16 protein-coding genes and 1 riboswitch are annotated in these 18,327 nt (G+C 66.7%); of the genes, 3 read left to right on the forward strand and 13 right to left on the reverse strand.

Annotated elements, in window-relative coordinates; genetic code table 11:
* The 8 genes from virB11 to QRN25_RS15005 all read right to left on the reverse strand — a co-directional run bounded on the left by virB11 (window position 1) and on the right by QRN25_RS15005 (window position 8,047).
* Window positions 1–1,050 carry a P-type DNA transfer ATPase VirB11 gene (gene virB11, locus QRN25_RS14970; RefSeq protein ID WP_285020117.1) on the reverse strand — a complete coding sequence of 350 codons (1,050 nt, stop codon included), beginning with the start codon at window positions 1,048–1,050 and terminating at the stop codon, window positions 1–3.
* A 6-nt stretch (window positions 1,051–1,056) separates the two neighbouring features.
* A complete protein-coding gene (locus tag QRN25_RS14975; RefSeq protein ID WP_008831079.1) occupies window positions 1,057–2,157 on the reverse strand; it encodes a TrbI/VirB10 family protein in 1,101 nt (366 codons plus the stop codon).
* Between the two features lie 3 nt (window positions 2,158–2,160).
* Window positions 2,161–3,042, reverse strand: a complete 882-nt coding sequence (locus QRN25_RS14980) for a TrbG/VirB9 family P-type conjugative transfer protein (RefSeq protein ID WP_285020118.1) — start codon at window positions 3,040–3,042, stop codon at window positions 2,161–2,163.
* Complete coding sequence (locus QRN25_RS14985; protein WP_285020119.1) at window positions 3,039–4,289, reverse strand: TrbL/VirB6 family protein; 1,251 nt, start codon at window positions 4,287–4,289, stop codon at window positions 3,039–3,041. The genes QRN25_RS14980 and QRN25_RS14985 overlap by 4 nt, the downstream gene beginning before the upstream one ends.
* Before the next feature lie 5 nt (window positions 4,290–4,294).
* Window positions 4,295–6,712, reverse strand: coding sequence for a VirB4 family type IV secretion/conjugal transfer ATPase (locus tag QRN25_RS14990; RefSeq protein WP_285020120.1), 2,418 nt, complete (start codon window positions 6,710–6,712; stop codon window positions 4,295–4,297).
* A gap of 31 nt (window positions 6,713–6,743) precedes the next feature.
* A complete protein-coding gene (locus tag QRN25_RS14995) occupies window positions 6,744–7,025 on the reverse strand; it encodes a VirB3 family type IV secretion system protein (protein ID WP_008831075.1) in 282 nt (93 codons plus the stop codon).
* An 18-nt stretch (window positions 7,026–7,043) separates the two neighbouring features.
* Entirely contained in the window at window positions 7,044–7,388 is a 345-nt protein-coding gene (locus QRN25_RS15000; protein WP_008831074.1) for a TrbC/VirB2 family type IV secretion system protein, read from the reverse strand.
* Window positions 7,389–7,672: 284 nt separating this feature from the next.
* On the reverse strand, window positions 7,673–8,047 hold the full coding sequence (locus QRN25_RS15005; protein WP_285020121.1) for a hypothetical protein: 375 nt from the start codon (window positions 8,045–8,047) through the stop codon (window positions 7,673–7,675).
* Between the two features lie 317 nt (window positions 8,048–8,364).
* On the opposite strand from QRN25_RS15005, the gene QRN25_RS15010 reads away from it, so the two are divergent.
* From QRN25_RS15010 to QRN25_RS15020, 3 genes are all read left to right on the forward strand, one after another.
* On the forward strand, window positions 8,365–9,963 hold the full coding sequence (locus QRN25_RS15010; protein ID WP_285020122.1) for a beta-helix domain-containing protein: 1,599 nt from the start codon (window positions 8,365–8,367) through the stop codon (window positions 9,961–9,963).
* A 92-nt stretch (window positions 9,964–10,055) separates the two neighbouring features.
* Window positions 10,056–12,731 carry a TonB-dependent receptor domain-containing protein gene (locus tag QRN25_RS15015; protein ID WP_285020123.1) on the forward strand — a complete coding sequence of 892 codons (2,676 nt, stop codon included), beginning with the start codon at window positions 10,056–10,058 and terminating at the stop codon, window positions 12,729–12,731.
* A 100-nt stretch (window positions 12,732–12,831) separates the two neighbouring features.
* Window positions 12,832–13,039: riboswitch (yybP-ykoY riboswitch) on the forward strand.
* Window positions 13,040–13,045: 6 nt separating this feature from the next.
* Window positions 13,046–13,621, forward strand: a complete 576-nt coding sequence (locus tag QRN25_RS15020) for a TMEM165/GDT1 family protein (protein ID WP_285020161.1) — start codon at window positions 13,046–13,048, stop codon at window positions 13,619–13,621.
* A 214-nt stretch (window positions 13,622–13,835) separates the two neighbouring features.
* Here QRN25_RS15020 and phoB read toward each other — a convergent pair whose 3' ends face one another.
* From phoB to pstC, 5 genes are read right to left on the reverse strand one after another with little or no spacing between them, the layout of a single operon-like run.
* Window positions 13,836–14,525, reverse strand: a complete 690-nt coding sequence (gene phoB / locus QRN25_RS15025; protein ID WP_008828293.1) for a phosphate regulon transcriptional regulator PhoB — start codon at window positions 14,523–14,525, stop codon at window positions 13,836–13,838.
* Window positions 14,522–15,223, reverse strand: a complete 702-nt coding sequence (phoU, locus tag QRN25_RS15030) for a phosphate signaling complex protein PhoU (protein WP_271184563.1) — start codon at window positions 15,221–15,223, stop codon at window positions 14,522–14,524. The genes phoB and phoU overlap by 4 nt, the downstream gene beginning before the upstream one ends.
* Window positions 15,224–15,248: 25 nt before the next feature.
* Window positions 15,249–16,010 carry a phosphate ABC transporter ATP-binding protein PstB gene (gene pstB / locus QRN25_RS15035; RefSeq protein ID WP_008828291.1) on the reverse strand — a complete coding sequence of 254 codons (762 nt, stop codon included), beginning with the start codon at window positions 16,008–16,010 and terminating at the stop codon, window positions 15,249–15,251.
* Between the two features lie 4 nt (window positions 16,011–16,014).
* A complete protein-coding gene (gene pstA / locus QRN25_RS15040; RefSeq protein WP_271184562.1) occupies window positions 16,015–16,902 on the reverse strand; it encodes a phosphate ABC transporter permease PstA in 888 nt (295 codons plus the stop codon).
* Entirely contained in the window at window positions 16,895–18,268 is a 1,374-nt protein-coding gene (gene pstC / locus QRN25_RS15045) for a phosphate ABC transporter permease subunit PstC (RefSeq protein ID WP_285020124.1), read from the reverse strand. The genes pstA and pstC overlap by 8 nt, the downstream gene beginning before the upstream one ends.
* Window positions 18,269–18,327 lie beyond the last annotated feature (59 nt).

Here is an 18,327-nt window from a genome sequence, read left to right on the forward strand (position 1 = left end):
TTACACCAGCGTCTTGCTCTCCGCGATCGCCGAGATACCACGCTTGCCGCCGCTGCGGTCGAGCTGCACCACGATGTCGATCACCGAGGACGCATATTCCAGCGTCTCCGCGCGGGTCAGGCCGATACCGGTCTGCATCGACATCAGCGCGATCTGCTCCAGCGCACCGCGCGGAGTGTTCGCGTGGACGGTCGAGAACGAACCCGGGTGGCCCGTGTTGATGGCGCGCAGGAAGCTGACCGTCTCGGTGCCCCGCAGTTCGCCCAGCACGATGCGGTCGGGACGCAGGCGCAGCGCCGCTTGCAGGAGGTCGTTGGCCGAGACCTTGGCCTCGCCCAGTTCGCCCTTCACCGCGATGAGGCCGACGCCGTTCGCGCCCGGCAGGCGCAGTTCGGCGGTATCCTCCACCAGCACCACGCGCTCATGCTCCGGGATTTCGGACAGCATCGCATTGAGGAACGTCGTCTTGCCGGTCGAAGTGCCGCCCGAGATCAGGATCGTGCGTCGCCGCCGGATCGCGTCGCGCAGGAACGCGATCGGCTCCAGCATGGCGTCGGGCGCGGGTTCCTCGATATGCGGCGGGATCGGGCCGCGATCGTAGGCGTCGAGCGGCAGTTCCAGCAATCGATGCCGACGGATCGCCAGCGCCCAGTTCGCGCGCGTGGCGGGCGGCCCGACCAGCTGGATACGCGCGCCGGAGTGCCCGCCATAAGCCGGAAGCGTCGCCGAGAGCAGCGGATGCTCGCGGTTGATGCCCTGGTGGCTGATCCGCGCGACCTGCTCGGCGAGACGCTGCAGCAGGCGGTTGTCCATCTGCGGCAGCGGGATGCACTGCATGCCGGACAGCGCCGCGTCTTCCACCCAGATCTCGCCGGGGCGGTTGACGAGGATTTCGGTTACCGTCTCCTTGTCGAGCCACGGGCGCAGCGGCGCGAGGTAGGCGTCGAGATAGACGCTGCGCGGCTCCGCATGGATGGGCGTGTCAGCCATGGGCGCCACAGTCACGGACGCATGCGCAGCAGCAGGCTGCAAGGTGAGGACTTCGGCCATGATCGCTCACTGAACCGCGCTGAAGTCCAGGTCCTTGGCGGTGAACACGCGGATCGGCTCGCCCTGGCGCACGCGGATGGTCGGGCCGATGCTCGACCCGCTCTGCACCGCCGCCGAGGCCGCCGAAGTGCCGCCGCCGATGACGACGTTGGAACCGCTCGACGCCAGCGTCGTCAGCCCGCCAACTACCGAGAGCAGCATGGCCGAGCCGAAGCGTTCGAAGAAGTGCGTGTTGACCTTGCCCGGCAGGCCGGTCTCGCCGCCGAACGCGATCGCGGGCGAGCCGAGGTTCACCGAGACGCCGTCCGGACGGATCAGGCGGCTCCAGATCACGTAGGCGCGCTTCTGGCCCGCCGTCAGCCCGCTTTTGTACTGGCCGATCAGGCGCGAGGAGCGCGGGACGAGCACGCGCTTGCCGTCGAAGCTGCGCACGTCGGTCGAGACGATGGCGCGCACATAGCCGGGGACGTCGGTGTCGATCGCGGTTTCCAGCACGGCGGGGATCAGCGTGCCCTGCGTGACCGTGGTGGCCGGATCGAACGAGCGTGCGGCCGAAGCGGTCGAGCCGGGGCCGCCGATGCGCGCAGCGAAGTCGTCGTTGGCGGTCCCGCCGCCTGCCTTGGCGACTTCTCCGGCGACACCCGCGACGGGCACGGCAGCGCCGGTGCCCGCGTCGAACACGACGGTCGGGCTGGCGAAGCGGTTGGCCTGGGGCGCGATCTCGGTCCCCGGCGCGGCGGCCAGCACCGGTGCGGGCGCAGGGGCCGGGAGCGGCGCGGGCATCGGGGCCGGAACGGCAGGCGCCACGGCCGCAGGGACGGCGACGGGCGCTGCGGGCTGCGGCGCGGGTGCGGCGGGCTTGAGGTCGGCCGTGCCGTTGCGGGCCGAGTCCATCGACCACAGCGTCAGGCCGCCGAGCGCCGCCACGATCAGCACACCGGCGGCAAGGCCGAGGCCGTCGGCCTTCTTGCGCTGGGTGACTTGCGGCAGGACGTTGCGCGTCGCCAGATCGATGACCTGCGCACCTTCGCCCTCACGCGGGTCGGTAGCCGCATCGCCGGAAAAGCGCTCACGAAAGGCCGAGTTGGACGAGGAATTCGGCGCCATGGATCAGTTTCCCTGTGACGTGGGTGCAGTGGCGGGGGCAGTGGGAGCGACAGTCGGCGCAGCTTGCGGTGCAGGCGAATTCGCCGCGACAGTCGGCGCTGTTGCTGGAGCGACCGACGCAGGTTGGAGCTTGGCCGGGCGCGAGGAGAGCGGCAGCGTGTTCACCAGTTCCGCCTTGGTCTTGCCCGAACGCAGGATCAGCGTGTTCGGCACGTCGTCGATCACGATCGTCGCGCCCCGCACCGCATAGTTCACCGGGCCTTCGTCACCCTTCTCGTTGGTCACGAGGATCGCGGGAACCGAAGTCTGCTCCGGCCACAGCAGGTAGGTCGACTGGCCGTCGTCATAGATGCGCGAGGGCAGCAGCTTTTCCGACCCGACGCGCTTCCACGCGAAGTTCAGCGCAGCCGGATCGGCGGGCACGGCTGAAGGATCGCCCAGCGCCAGCGCGGCCTCGGATGCATCCAGCCCTGCGGCGGCAGGCGCGGCCTGCGGCTTGGGCTCATCCTTGTAGGTGAAGCGCAGCATGTAGAGCGGCCTCGCCTTGGTCGAGGCAACGAGGTCGAAGAAATAGGTGTGGCGGTTGGTCACCACCGTCATGTTGGTGCGCGCGGTGGCTTCGAGCGGCTTCACGAAGAGCAGGTCGGCGCGCTTGTTCGGCGTGATCTGCCAGGCCTGCGAATCGCCGACCGCGACGTTCTCGATCGCCTCGCCCTCGCCGAAGGCGATGGTCGCCTGCACGCCGGCTTTGCCGTCGATGCGCACGACTTCGCTCTCGCTGTAGGCGTGGGCGAGCAGGCGGTCGTCCGCCCGGGCGGGAGCGGCCAGCGCGAGCGCCATCAGGCTGCCCGCAAGGACGGTCTTGCGCAGCGTTGCGCGGGTCATCGTGTCTTCTCCTTCGGCAACTTGCCGGTGTCGTTCGAGGCACTGCGGAACCGGCTGCCGATCCCCTTGGCGCGCGTGGCCGAATCGCCCTGACGCAGAGGTTCGATTCCCCCGCCCACGACTTGGGTTACCACGGTTCGCCGGTCGCTTGAACGTGCTGCAGTTTCGCCGCCCAGCGACGGAGCACCCGCCGCCGCTGCGGCAGCGGCAGATACGGTCGAGGTGCGGCTCTGATAGGCGGAAACCGAAGGGGCTGGCGGTGTGACCGAAGCCGGAGCGGCGGCGTGGCCCTGCGGCGCGTCGCGATCACGCTCGGAAGCGCCGAGGCCGAAGACCTGCCAGCCGCTCACCATCGTCGCGGCGACCTTCACCACCATGACCATCAGCGCGACGTGGACCGAGGCGACGAGGAAGAACGCCATCGCACCGCGCCCGTCGATCTCGCCCGCATTGGCGCTTTCGACCAGGCCCGAGATGATCGGCACCAGCAGCTCCAGCGTGATCCCGCCGCCGAGCACGACGAAGAGCGGCGTGATCGCGGTGAGCACGACGCCGCGGAGCCAGCCCGCGGTGAGGCCGCGCGTGCCGCCGAACAGCGCCATGACCACGAAGATCGGCCCGAGCGCGAGCAGCACCGCCAGCGCGATACGCGCCGTGAGCAGCACGCCCACGGTGCCGAGCAGCAGCAGCAGCGCGCCCATCCACATGACGCTTTCGGGCGTGAACAGCCCGCCCGCGCCCTTGGCGGCGATGGCCGCGCCTGCGGCTCCGCCAGCAGCTTCGCCGCCCTCCTTGGCCGCCTGCGCGCCTTGCGAGGTCGCTTCGGAAATCTGGTTGATCGCCGAGAAGACGATGTCGATGCGGTCGCCGAACAGCTGCGTCGCCGAGCCCTTGGCGCCCATCAGCATGCCGGCGATCCAGTCCGGCCCGCCGATCGCGAGGTTCCAGACGACGCCCTGGTAGGCGACCCAGCTCGTCGCGAAGGTCAGCACCACGCCGAGCCGCAGCATGCGTGGGCTCAGTGCCGAGATGCCGAGGCTGGAACGCCCGGTCAGCAGCGAGAACGCGAAGAACGCGATGTAGAGCGTCAGGACGATGGTGAGCACCGGGGCCATCGCGCCCCCTGCCCCGAACAGCCGCCCGAAGGCGCCCGCCGCCATCTCGTTCGCCACGCAATCGACCGCGCGCAGCGCCGGGGCGACCCCGGCGGAGGCGTATTCGGTAAGCTGTTCGCAGGCGTTCGCCATGAGGCTTACTCCGCCGCCGCCGTCCAGGGCGCGTCTTCGTCCAGTTCCCCCGGCCACTGCATGCCGGTGAGCACCGGATACCAGCTTTCCGGCGCATCGCCGTAGCGTTCGCGCAGGGTGTCGAGCTTGCGCACGGTGCTCTCGCGGCCCGACAGGACGGTGAGCACCTCGGGCATGCCCGAGAGGTCCAGGCGCACCACCACCGAGGAGTCCGACTGGCGGATCAGGAAGCAGCGCGAATGCGCGGGCAGCGTGCGGATGACGTCGAGTTCGTGCTGCGACAGGCCGAAGCCCTCGCAATAATCCTCGGCCCGCGCACGCGAATTGGGCATGAACACCATCGTCGCGGTCTGCTCGACAAGGGCGGTGGCGATCTTCGAATCCAGCGCGTCGCGCGCCGACTGGGTCGCGAAGCCGACCAGCGCGTTGCGCTTGCGCAGCGTCTTGAGCCAGTCGCGGATACGCGCGGCGAAGACCTCGTCGTCGAGCGCCTTCCAACCCTCGTCGATCAGGATCATCGTCGGCTCGCCGTCGAGGCGCTCGTCGATGCGGTGGAACAGGTACATCATGACCGGCGTGCGCAGGCGCGGGCTTTCCAGCAGCGCGGTCATGTCGAAGCCGAGCACGCGCTGGCTCAGGTCCAGACGGTCGTGCTGGTTGTCGAACAGCCAGCCATGCTCGCCGCCCTGCAGCCAGGCGTCGAGGCGTGAGGCGAGGTCGCCCGGTTCCGGACGGCGCGCGCCCGCCAGCAGCTCGCGGAAGTGCGAGAGGCGGCGCAGCGACGGATCGTTGTGATAGGCCGCGTCGACCGCACTGGCGATCGTCGAGAGTTCTTCCGGTCCCTTGGCTGCGAGCAGAACGCCGAGCCAGTCGCGCAGGAAGGCGCGGTTGTGAGCGGTGTCGGGCAGCGCGAGCGGGTTGAAGCCGGTCGGATGACCCGCCGCGACGCGGCTGTAGGTGCCGCCGATACCGCGCAGGAACACTTCGGCGCCGCGGTCCTTGTCGAACAGGATGGTGCGAGGGCCGAACTTCTGCGCCTGCGCGGCGAGGAAGTTCATGACGACCGTTTTACCCGAACCCGACGGACCGATGACGGTGAAGTTACCGAGGTCGCCCTGGTGGAAGTTGAAGAAGAACGGCGTCGAGCTGGTGGTGGACAGCAGCGTGACCGCGTCGCCCCAGTGATTGCCGCTCGCCTGCCCCATCGCGAAACCGTGCAAGGAGCCGAAACAGGCCATGTTGGCGCTGGAGATCAACGCGCGGCGCACGATGAAGCTCTCGTTGCCGGGAAGCTGGCCCCAGAACGCGGGTTCGAGGTTCACTTCCTCGCGCACCGCGACGGCACCCGCATCGGCCAGCGAGGCGGCGCACATCGCGGTAACCTCGTCCAGCGCATCGAGCGAATCGGCGCGGACCAGAACCGAGAGGTGATGATCGCCGAAACCGACCGAGCCGGTGCCCAGCGCATCGCGCGCGGCGGACATTTCGCGGCGCTCGGCCACGGCTTCCTCATCGGCGCTGCGCAGGCGGCGGATCGAGAGGTCGATGCGTTCGCGCGCGATCTGGCGGTCGGCCGGAGCGTATGTTTCGGTCAGCACCATTTCGCAAGGCAGGCGCAGCAGTGCGTCGGTGAGGCCCGGCGCAGTCGAATCGGGATAGTCCTTCAGGGAAACGATCGAGCCGAAGGTACCGCCGGTCGCCCCGCGCAGTTCCAGCGCGTCCATGCCGAAGCTGACGCGGCGGTAAGGCAGCATGTGGCCGATGTCGGTCTCGTCCGAGGGACGACGCACCGGGCGCATCTCGCCGTTGTAGAGCGCCGAGAGCAGTTCGAGCACTTCCGAGCAGCGGCCCGCAGGCGCATCGTAGTCGCCCAGCAGGCGCGCTCCGTAGGCCCCGAGCGAGGCGACCATCGCCGAAGCTGCGGCCTTGAGCGCGCGAACGTCGCCAGGATCGACCTCGGCGTTGTCGGCGCTCTTGTTCTTCATGAAGCGGCTGAGCTTGTCCGCCCAGCCCGCCTTGCCGCGCGCCGGACGGCGCACCAGGGTAATGAACTGGTCGTTGACGAACAGCGCGCCCGAACCCGTGCGCGCCCGCCAGCGCGCGTCGATATGCGCGGCGAGCGGATCGTCGAACTGCGCCGCCATCTCGATCTCGACGCGGCGGCGGATGACGTGGTGATAGAGCACGAAGCGCGCATCGAGCGAGGAGCGCAGCAGCACCTCGCGCGTGGCGACATGGGCGTTGAGTTCGTCGCTGTCGGCAGTCTCGAACGCGAGGCCGGGCACCATGAGCGAGAGCATGACCGAGCCGTCGCGCAGGCGTACGACGTTATCGTCCACGAGCCCGGCGTAAGGCAGGCGGTCGCCGGCGAGCACTTCCTTGGCTCCCCAGCCCTTCAACGGCGATTTGAAGCTCTTGGCCATAAAAACTGTCGTCCCCCGCGCGCGCAGTCGCTTACGGCGCGTAGCTGTTGCAGCCCCAGCGCTGCCAGTTGGCGACGCGCGGGCACTTGCTGACCTTGGCGATCCACAGATCGAACACCCGCGGCTCGCGCAGGCACGCGAGATAGCCGATGCCGTGGATCACCAGCATGACCGGCAGCGTCCAGAAGCTCTTGGTGATGAGGAATATCTCGGTCACCACGGCGAAATTGATAATGAAAAAGCTGTAAGTCACGCCCGCGAACATCTGCGGGCGGGTCAGCGCGCGGTGAACCGGATAGCGGGCCAAAGTCATAGGATCGGGCTCATGCGCTCAGCCCACCGCCGCCGACTGGATGCCGGTCACGATCGCACCCGCGCCGAACAGGATGAACACGCCGATGATCACGGTCGCGCCGAAGCGCCAGTTCATCCGGCCTGTCAGCATCATGAAACCGACGGCCGCCACCGCCATGACGGCAACCGCAGTCGCCACGTTGCCGAGCAGCGTACCCTGCAGCCAGCCGAGTGCCGCGACGATGGGACCGGAACCGGCAGGATCGGCCGCAACCGCCTGAGCATGGGCCAGCGAAGGCGAAAGCTGGGCCGCGACCACGGCTGAAACTGCGTAGAAGCAGCGCGCGAAACGGCTGCGAAGATGTGCGTATCGAATCACCATACCCTCCGTATGAGCGCGCAGTGCGCTAGCAGGATGACAGGTGTGTGACGACAGTGCTGCCAAGCCGTCGCAAATCTCGTCGCAGATGATGAACGGATGACGGTTTTATTTCAGGGCAGCCACGCGGCGACTGGCTTTATACATATGGGGACGCCGTCGTGGCTGCTGCGACCTCGAAGGACCCGGCTTGTGCACCGGGGATCGTCGAGCCAATGATCGGGAGAGGGCGAGGAAAAGGGGCGCCCCTTTCGGAACGCCCCCTCATCCCCGCCAGAAACCGGATGTCAGCGTGAGGCGATGCGGTTCGCCGCCAGCAGGCCGCTGAGCGCACGCCGCGCCGCGAAGCGCGAATCGACCCAGGTTCCGTCAGCCAGTTCGAGATCGTAGCGCACCGGCGTCGATACCGCCGCGCGGAAGGCGGACAGCGCCTTGCCGCTCATTCCGGTGCGGGCATAGGCGGCCCCGAGGTTGATGAGCGTGGCCGGATCGTCCGACCTGGCGCCGCCGTCGGCCTCGAGCTTGGTGATCGCCTGCTGCGTGCGGCCCGAGGCGAGTTCCGCATAGGCGACGTCATGGGCCTGCGATGCCGGCCGCTCGACGACGAGCGAAAACGCAGACTGACCCATCAGAACGGCGGCGGCGAGTGCGGTAAGGGACATTGCGATTTCTCCCGTGGACTATGTCGACCCCGTCATCGTCTGCCGGAAATCGCCACCCATCAACAAAATGACGCTAGTGTCATAAAACTGCAATCAACCTGTGATCGCCAAAATCACCACCGACTCGATGGGCAGCTAACCTGCGGCTAATTCGCAACGTCACATCACCGTCGTGTAAGTGCATATTAATGTCATTGTAATGCCAACAAAGCGTCACCCGCGCGGCCTAGAGGCCTCGATCAGCGAGGGGCGGAATCGTGATCGCCCCCGTTCGATCTGTTCGACCTGAACACGCCTGAACACACGGGGGATTCATCGTGAAGAAAATTTCCGGTCTGCTGCTCATGGGCTGCAGCGCTCTCGCTCTCGCCGGCTGCGGCGCCGACGACATCTCCTCGCCGGGCGCCGGCTCGATCGATGTCGACATCACCAATCCGACGCCGACCCCCACTCCGACCCCCGGCACCGGCCTGGTCGAGGCGGCGACGGACTGCCCGGCGATCGGCGCCACCGGCGGCCTGACCAACAGCGGCACCGTCAGCGGTCCGGAAGGCACCTGGCGCGTCTGCACCCTGCCCTCGCTGATCGACGCCAGCACCACGCTGCCCAAGGTTGACGGCGTGCTCTACCGCATGAACGGCCGCGTCGACGTCGGCTGCGACGGCGGCCTGACCGCCCCGACCACGGGTGCCCCGTTCTCCACCACGACGCTGAGCTGCGGCGGCCGCTCGCTGACCTCCGACACCAACGTCACGCTCACCATCGAGCCGGGCGTGATCGTCTACGGCCAGAACGGCGCCGACCCGGCATGGCTCGCGGTCAACCGCGGCAACAAGATCAACGCCGAGGGCACCCTTGCGCAGCCGATCATCTTCACCACGTACGAGAACGTGCGCGGCACTGCGACCGAAGCCACCGACGGCCGCTGGGGCGGCATCGTGCTGATGGGCCGCGGCATCATCACCGACTGCACCGCGGGCGGTTCCACCACTGCCGGAACCTGCGAGCGCGACACCGAAGGTTCGGCCAACCCGGCTGTCTTTGGCGGCAAGGACAACACCTACAACGCGGGCATCATGAAGTATGTCCAGATCCGCTTCTCGGGCTACGTCCTGGGTTCGAACACCGAACTGCAGGCGCTGACGACCGAAGGCACCGGCACCGGCACTACGCTGGAATACATCCAGAGCGTGAACAGCTCGGACGACGGCGCTGAATTCTTCGGCGGCGCGGTCAACATGAAGCACTACATCGCCGTCAACGCCGACGACGACAGCCTCGACATCGACACCGGCCTGCAGGGCAACTTCCAGTACGTCATCATCGCGCAGCGCGCGGCCGACGGCGACTCGCTGATGGAAGTCGACAGCAACAACAACGAAGACCAGACGCCGCGCCAGCGCACCGTCGTGGCCAACTTCACCGCCATCCAGACCGGCGTGAACAACAACTCGAACAACGCGGCGATCTTCGCACGCGGCAACGCCGACCTCACCCTGGTCAACGGTGTGGTCTACGCGCCGCAGGACGAGTGCATCCGCGTCAACGGCACCGGCACCACCGCCACCCGTGCGACGCTGACCGCGCAGTCGGTCGTCATGACCTGCGCCAGCTCGGGCACGTTCCTCGGCACCGGCAGCTACGCCAACGCCGACGTCCAGGCCGCCTTCAACGCCGGTTCGAACAACAACGCCGCCTTTACCTCGACGCTGGCGAGCACGTTCGTGAACGGCGCCAACGAAGCCGGTGTGGTGGCCTATGCCAACATCAAGTCGCTCTCGAGCTACTTCGACGCCGTAACCTACATCGGCGCCGTCAAGGACGCTGCCGACATCTGGTATCGCGGCTGGACCTGCGACACCGCGACCGCGAACTTCGGTTCGAACAGCGCCTGCACGGCCCTGCCGGTCACCTGAGGCAACCGCCCTTAGTCGAACGAAAGGGGGGGCGGTCCGCGAAGGCCGTCCCCTCATTTGCATCCAATTTCTCTGTTCTAGGGGGACACCAAATGACCAAGCCGCGGCTCGTAGCGGCGCTGCTGCTTTCCAGCGCGATGACCATGCCGACGATGGCATGGGCGCAGGACAGCACCACGACCGACAACACCTCGACCGGCAGCACAGCGCCCGCCGACCAGGATCCGGAAGAGGGCGACGCCCCCGACGTCTCGATCCCGGGCGGCGAGATTCTCGTCACCGGCCAGCGCTCGCGCAATGTGCAGCGCTATGCCCCGCAGGTCGTCTCGGTCCTCTCGAACGAGGAAATCGCGCGCACCGGCGAAGGCGACATCGCCGGCGCCCTCGGCCGCGTGACCGGCCTTTCGGTGGTCGGCAACGGCTACGTCTATGTGCGCGGCCTCGGCGATCGCTATTCGCTGGCCCTGCTCAACGGCTCGCCGCTGCCCAGCCCCGAGCCGCTCAAGCGCGTCGTCCCGCTGGACCTGTTCCCCACCAGCATCATCGCCTCCTCGCTCGTCCAGAAGAGCTACTCGGCGAACTTCCCCGGCGAATTCGGCGGCGGCGTCATCAACCTGACCACCCGCGCCGTGCCCGACAAGCCGTTCCTGACGATCGGCGGCGGCGCCTCGTGGGATACCGAGACGACCAACAAGCTCGGCTACACCTACTACGGCAGCAAGACCGACTGGACGGGCTACGACAACGGCAACCGCAACAAGTCCGTCGAGATGAAGGACTATCTCGGCAGCGGAACCCTGCTCGACGGCACAAGCGACCAGGCGCGCGCCATCGGCAGCACGCTGTTCAACGGCCGCAACGCCGTGGTCCAGAGGGACGATCACCTCCCGGTCAACTTCTCGGGCAGCCTTTCGGCGGGTACTTACGCCGATATCGGGGAGGTCCGCCTCGGCGTGATCGGAGCGGCCAGCTACTCGAACAAGCTGCAGACCAAGGACATCACCACCCAGCGCATCGCCGGTCTCGACTACGACACGCGCGAGCAGGACTTCCAGCAAGTCGTCACCGAGAACCGCATCGTCGCCAACGCCATGCTCGGCGTCGGCCTCGAGTGGGGCGACAACAAGATCCGCTGGACCAACGTGTACATCCACGACACGGTCAAGCGCGCCTCGCTTTCGCTGGGCTACCAGAACGCCACGCCGACGATCGACTACCTGTACCAGGATACCGGCTGGTACGAGCGTCAGCTGATGGACACCCAGCTGGTGGGCGAGTTCAAGCTGGGCAGCGACACCGAGCTGGACGTGCGCGGCGGCTACGCCAACTCCAAGCGCAAGGCGCCTTACGAGATCTCGCTGCAATACGTCCGCCTCAACAGCGGCACCAACGGCGACCAGTTCATCAACCGCCTCGACGGCGGCAACCAGGGTGACGCGACGGTCGACTTCTCGAACCTCGACGAAGACGTCTGGTCGGCGGGTGCCGACTTGTCGCACACCTTCGGTGCGGGCTGGCAAGGCACGGTGGGCTATGCCTACCAGCTCAACGATCGCCGTACCTCGCGCCGCTCGTTCCAGATCCGTGCGCAGGGCGATACGCGCCTGATCAGCACCTTCGGCCTGCTGCGGCCGGACGTGCTGTTCCAGCCCGGCATGTTCTTCATCGACCAGGCGACCGACGGGGCGGTGGACTACCACCTGCTGACCAACGAGATCGATTATGCCGGTGCGGTATTCGACGCCAAGCTGAACAACCATGCATGGTATGCCAAGCTGAACGGCCAGGTCACCGACGCCCTCAGCTTCGATCTCGGCGTACGCTGGGAATACGCCACCCAGTTCGCGGGTGTAGTGCCCATCGCTGCCACCGGCACGGCCATCCCCGATACCAACCTCGAACGCGAATACTGGCTACCCGCACTGACGCTCACGTACGAGCTGCAGCCGGGCATGCAGCTGCGCGTCAACGGTTCGAAGACGATCGCACGCCCGCAGTTCCGCGAGCTGCTCTATCAAACCTTCTTCGACCCTGACAGCAACCGCAGCTATCGCGGTAACCCCCTGCTGACGGACAGCCAACTTTACAACGCCGAAGCGCGTTTCGAATACTACCTGAGCACGAAGGACAAGGTCTCCATCGGCGCCTTCTTCAAGCGTCTGGAAAACCCGATCGAGACGTTCCTGGTGCGTCCGGGCAGCGACTTCGTGACGACTTATGCCAACGCGCCGTCGGCCAACCTCTACGGCGCCGAAGTCGAGCTGCAGAGGTATTTCGACGTCTTCGCCGACCGCCGTCTGCTGCTGGCCGCGAACTACACCTACACCAAGTCCAAGCTCAGCGTGAAGCAGGGCGACACGACGGCGGTGTACGGCGCCTCGACCAACAATGCGCTCGACTACTTCCGCGACGGCGCGCCGCTCACGGGTCAGTCGGAGCACATCGCCAACGTGCAGCTCGGCCTCGAACAGCAGGGTGGCCTCTCGCAGCAGACCTTCCTGTTCAACTACGCCAGCAAGCGTGTGACCAGCCGCGGCCTCAACCAGTCGGGCCAGAACGACATCTTCGAGAACCCCGGCTTCACGATCGACTTCGTAGCGCGCCAGGGCATCGAGCTGGCGGGTACAGAGGTCGAACTGAAGTTCGAGGCGCGCAACCTCACGGGGCGTAAACACTCGGAATACCAAGACTTCGAAGGCGGCCGCATCCAGGTCAATACGTACGACGTGGGCCGCGTGTTCTCGCTTTCGGCTTCGGTCACTTTCTAAGCCGTCTTTTCCGGGGAGGCACCTGCCCTCCCGACGGCAACCTCATGGCCCGGTCGCCCAGCGACCGGGCCCTTCTTTTTGCCCTTTGCAAAGTCGGCAAACACCGGTAAGCGCGGGTCAGTCATCTGGGGAGTAGCCGCCCGCGCATTTCGCGGGACCTGCCGTCAACACACTTGGTCGAGAGGCCATGGCGCGCAGGAGGACGTTTCCGAACGTCCGGGCGAGACCAATGACGCATGCGGTTTCGCTCGGCCGGGCGGATTCCGAATGCGTCGTTGCGTTTCGTTTCCGCCCGGCCCGAAAGAACCATGACCTTGGAAGCCCTGCTCACATCGACCGCCGTGGTCGCCCTCGCCGAGATCGGCGACAAGACCCAGCTTCTCGCCATCGTCCTCGCCACGCGCTTCAAGCGGCCCTGGCCGATCGTCGCGGGCATCTTCGTGGCGACGATCGCCAACCATTTCCTCGCCGCGCTGGTGGGCGAGCAGGCGGCCGCCTTCCTCGATGGGCAGTGGTTCCGCTACCTCGTCGCCGCCAGCTTCATCCTGATGGCGGGCTGGACGCTGATCCCCGACAAGTTCGATGAAGACGAAGAGGCCAAGCCGAGCCGCTTCGGCCCCTTCCTGGCGACCGCCATCGCCTTCTTCCTGGTCGAGATGGGCGACAAGACCCAGATCGCCACGATCGCGCTGGGCGCCCGCTTCCAGAGCGTGGTGCCGGTGATGATGGGCACCACCATCGGCATGATGCTCGCCAACGTCCCTGCGGTGTTCCTCGGCAACGCGCTCATCAAGAAGGTGCCGCTAAACGTGGTGCGAACCGTGGCGGCGCTGCTGTTCCTTGTGATCGGCCTGTGGCTGCTGGCACAGACGGCGGGCTTGCTGGGCTGAAACGACGAAGGGGCCGCGGCAAGGCGGCCCCTTCATTTCATCATACCCCTTGCATGGATTACCACCCTATCGTCATTGCGAGCGCAGCGAAGCAATCCAGGGCGGAGTAATGTCGCCCTGGATTGCTTCGCTGCGCTCGCAATGACGATAGTATTCGGGTGATCCAAGAGCTTTGCCGCCACCGGTCCCGGAACAGGTCCGGGACGTCGAGCGATCAGGCCACGTCCATCGCATACCCCGCCGCGCGCACGGTGCGGATCGGATCGGTCTCGCCATCGCGGTTGATCGCCTTGCGCAGGCGGCGGATGTGGACGTCCACCGTGCGCTCGTCGATATCCGAGTCCATGCCCCAGACGCCGTCGAGGATCTGCTGACGCGAGACCACGCGGTTCGGACGCTCCATGAAGTAGCGCAGCAGGCGGAACTCGGTCGGACCCAGATGCAGCGCCTCGCCGCCGCGACGCACGCGGTGGCTGGTGGCGTCGAGTTCGATATCGCCCCACGACAGCACGCTGCCCGCCAGCGACGGGCGCGCGCGGCGCAGCAGCGCTTCGATGCGAGCCATCAGTTCGCGCGGGGAGAACGGCTTGGTGACATAGTCGTCAGCGCCGGTCTTGAGGCCACGGATCATGTCCTCTTCCTCGCCGCGCGCGGTGAGCATGATGATCGGGACCGAGGCGGTTTCCTTGTCCTTGCGCAGCTGGCGGCAGACCTCGATGCCGGGCACCTGCTCGATCATCCAGTCGAGGACGATGGCATCAGGCGTCTGCTCGCGCACCATGACGAGGGCTTCCTCGCCGTCGGGCGTGGAGCGCACGTCGTAGCCTTCGGCCGAGAGGTTCCAGGTCAGCAGTTCGCTGAGGGCGACGTCGTCTTCGACGACAAGGATCGATGCGGCGCTCACGACAGCATTCCCGAGCTGGTATCATCCGTCAAAGAGTCGCGCTCCGTGCAGTATTCGCCGGTCGCGGCGTAGTAGACCATTTCGGCCACGTTGGTGGCATGGTCGCCGATGCGCTCAAGATTGCGGGCGATGAAGAGAAGCTGCGCGGCGCTGGTGATCGTCGCCGGGTTCTCCATCATGTGCGTCAGCAGCGAACGGAACAGCGTGTTGTAGAACTGGTCCAGCTTCTGGTCGCGCTTGATGACCTCCACCGCCAGCTGCGCATCGCGCGAGCCGTAGGCGTTCAATACATCGCGCACCATGGACTCGGCGATCTCGGCCATGGCCGGGACCAGCGTGACCGGATCGATCTTGGTGCGGCCTTCCAGCGCATTGACGCGTTTGGCGATGTTCTTGGCGTAATCACCGATGCGCTCGATCACGCCCGAGATCTTGAGCGCGGCGATGACGTCGCGCAGATCGTCGGCCATCGGCGCGCGCAGGGCGATCGTGCGAACCGCAAGACGGTCCACTTCGGCCTCCAGCGCATCAAGCCGGGCGTCGGCGGCGACGACTTGCGCGGCCAGTTCCTCGTCATGATGGACGAGCGCGGTGATGGCGTCGCGGATGGCGACTTCGGCGAGCCCGCCCATCTCGGCGACGAGGCCGCGAAGCTGCCCGATCTCGGAGTCGAAGGCCTTGACGGTATGGTCTACCATGGCGTGTCCCTGCTTATGCCAACACTCAGCCGTAGCGGCCGGTGATGTAGTCCTTGGTGCGCGTTTCGCGCGGATTGGTGAAAATCTGGTCGGTCTCGCCGTACTCCACCATGCTGCCGAGGTGGAAGAACGCGGTGCGCTGCGACACGCGCGCGGCCTGCTGCATCGAGTGGGTGACGATGACGATGGCGAAGCTTTCCTTCAGCTCGTCGATCAGTTCCTCGATGCGCGCGGTGGCGATCGGGTCGAGCGCGGAGCACGGCTCGTCCATCAGGATGACCTCGGGGCTGACGGCGATGGCGCGCGCGATGCACAGGCGCTGCTGCTGGCCGCCCGAAAGCGCGGTGCCGGCGTCGGTCAGGCGATCCTTGACCTCTTCCCACAGGCCCGCCTTGGTCAGCGCGTTCTCGACGATGCGGTCCATGTCGGACTTCGCGCTGGCGAGGCCGTGGATGCGCGGGCCGTAGGCGATGTTCTCGTAGATCGACTTGGGGAACGGGTTCGGCTTCTGGAACACCATGCCGACGCGGGCGCGCAAGGCGACCGAGTCCATGGTGGACGCATAGATATCCTCGCCGTCGAGCAGGATCTGGCCGTCGACGCGGGCACCGGCGATCGTGTCGTTCATGCGGTTGAGGGTGCGCAGGAACGTCGACTTGCCGCAGCCCGAGGGGCCGATGAAGGCAGTGACAATCCCGTTGTCGATGTCGATCGAGACGTCGTTGATCGCCTTCTTCTGTCCGTAGAAGACGTCGACGTTGCGAGCCGTGATTTTTGCTTCGGTCATGGTTCTACCAGCGGACTTCGAATTTGTTTCGAAGGTAAATGGCGATGCCGTTCATGGCGAGCAGGAAGACCAGCAGCACGATGATGGCGGCGGAAGTGTTCTGGACGAAGGCCTTGTCGATCTCGTCGGACCACAGGAAGATCTGCATCGGCAGCACGCTCGACGGGGCGGTCAGGCTGTCGGGCGGGGTGACGACGAAGGCACGCATGCCGATCATCAGCAGCGGCGCGGTTTCACCCAGCGCGCGGGCCATGCCGATGATGGTGCCGGTCAGGATGCCCGGCAGCGCGAGCGGCAGGACGTGGTGGAAGGTCGTCTGCACCTTGCTGGCGCCGATGCCGTACGCAGCCTCGCGGATCGAGGGCGGGACGGCCTTGATCGCGTTGCGCCCCGAGATGACGATGACCGGCATCGTCATCAGCGCCAGCGTCAGACCGCCGACCAGCGGTGAGGAACGCGGCATCTGGAAGGTGTTGATGAACACCGCCAGGCCCAAGAGGCCGAAGATGATCGAAGGCACGGCGGCGAGGTTGTTGATCGACACCTCGACCCACTCGATCCACTTCTTCTTAGGCGCGAACTCTTCCAGATAGATCGCGGCGAGCACGCCCATCGGGAAGCTGAGCAGCAGCGTCACCAGCATGGTGAGCAGCGAACCCTTGGCCGCGCCCCACACGCCTGCGGTGGTGGCATCGGTGGAGTCCGAACCGCTCAGGAAGTCCCAGTCGAGCCCGGCAACGCCGTTCTTCAGCATGATGACGAGCAGCAGCGCCAGGAACCCGAGGCTCAGGACGATCGCGCCCAGCCCGACGAGCTTGAAGCGCTTCTCGGCGGCGTGGCGCTTCGCGAGGCGGCGGACCGCCTCGGGCGAATTCCAGTCTGACTTACTCATAGGCTTCGCGGAACCGCTTCACGACGCGCAGGGCGACGATGTTGAGGATGAGGGTGACGATGAACAGCACCAGGCCGAGCGCGAAGGCCGACAGCGTCTTGGGGCTGTTGAACTCCTGGTCGCCGGTCAGCATCTGGACGATCTGGTAGGTCACGGTCGTCATCGAGGCGAACGGGTTCGCCGAAAGGTTGGCGGCGGCACCGGCGGCCATGACGACGATCATCGTCTCGCCGATGGCGCGGCTGATCGCCAGCATCACGCCTGCGACGATGCCGGGCAGAGCGGCGGGCAGCAGCACCTTCTTGATCGTCTCCGAACGGGTGGCGCCGAGCGCCAGCGAACCGTCGCTCATCGCGCGGGGCACGGCGGCGAGCGCATCGTCGGCCATCGAGGAGACGAACGGGATGATCATCACGCCCATCACCAGACCAGCGGCCAGCGCGCTCTCGGTCGAGGGGTTGGCCATGCCCAGCGAGGCGGCGAAGTCGCGGATCAGCGGCGCCACGGTCAGCGCGGCGAAGTAGCCGTAGACCACCGTGGGAATGCCCGCGAGGATCTCCAGCAGCGGCTTCACCCACTTGCGCACGTCGCGGGTGGCGTACTGTGTCAGGTAGATCGCGCTCATCAGGCCGAGCGGGATCGCGACGACCATGGCGATGATCGCGCCGATGTAGATCGTGCCCCAGAACAGCGGCACCGCGCCGAAGTTGTTGTTGATGTTGTCGCCCATGGTGCTCGCGGGCGACCAGTGGGTGCCGGTGAGGAAGGCGATCGGCGACACGTCCTTGAAGAACATGCCCGCCTCGAACACCAGCGAGGCGACGATGCCGAAGGTGGTCAGGATCGCCAGCAGCGAGGCTGCCAGCAGCACGCCCAGCACCAGGCGCTCGACATGGGTGCGGGCCTTGAAGTCCGGGCGGATGCGCGTGAAGCCGAAGGCGCCGCCCGCAAAGGCGACGATCAGCACGATCACCGCGCCGATCAGGCCGAACTTGACTTGCGCCTGCCGGAACGGCTCGACCAGCGCCTGCGCCTCCGGGTTGAAGGCGACGGCGTTCGGATCGGCGGCGATGGTCTGCGCCTCGGCGACGATGGCGCCCAGCTGGAACGGGTCGGTCGGCAGGCCATGCGCGGCGGGGGTGGCGAAGACCGCGCCTTGGACGAGGCCGGGCATCACCGCCTGCCACACCAGCCAGGCGACCAGCGCCGGGACGACGATCCACAGCGCCAGGTGCCAGCCGTGATAGGCGGGCATCGAGTGCATCGACCCCCGGCCGGTATAGAGCAGCCGCGCCCGGCCGCGCGCGGCGAACCAGCCGACAAGGCCGAGGCCGAGGACGGCCAGGAGAACTCCGGTAAGTATCATGACTGGCCCATCGGCCCCTTGTTCATACCGGGCGCTCCATCCACGCCGTCATTGCGAGG

The organism is Novosphingobium sp. fls2-241-R2A-195 (assembly GCF_030209485.1).
Lineage (GTDB): Bacteria > Pseudomonadota > Alphaproteobacteria > Sphingomonadales > Sphingomonadaceae > Novosphingobium > Novosphingobium resinovorum.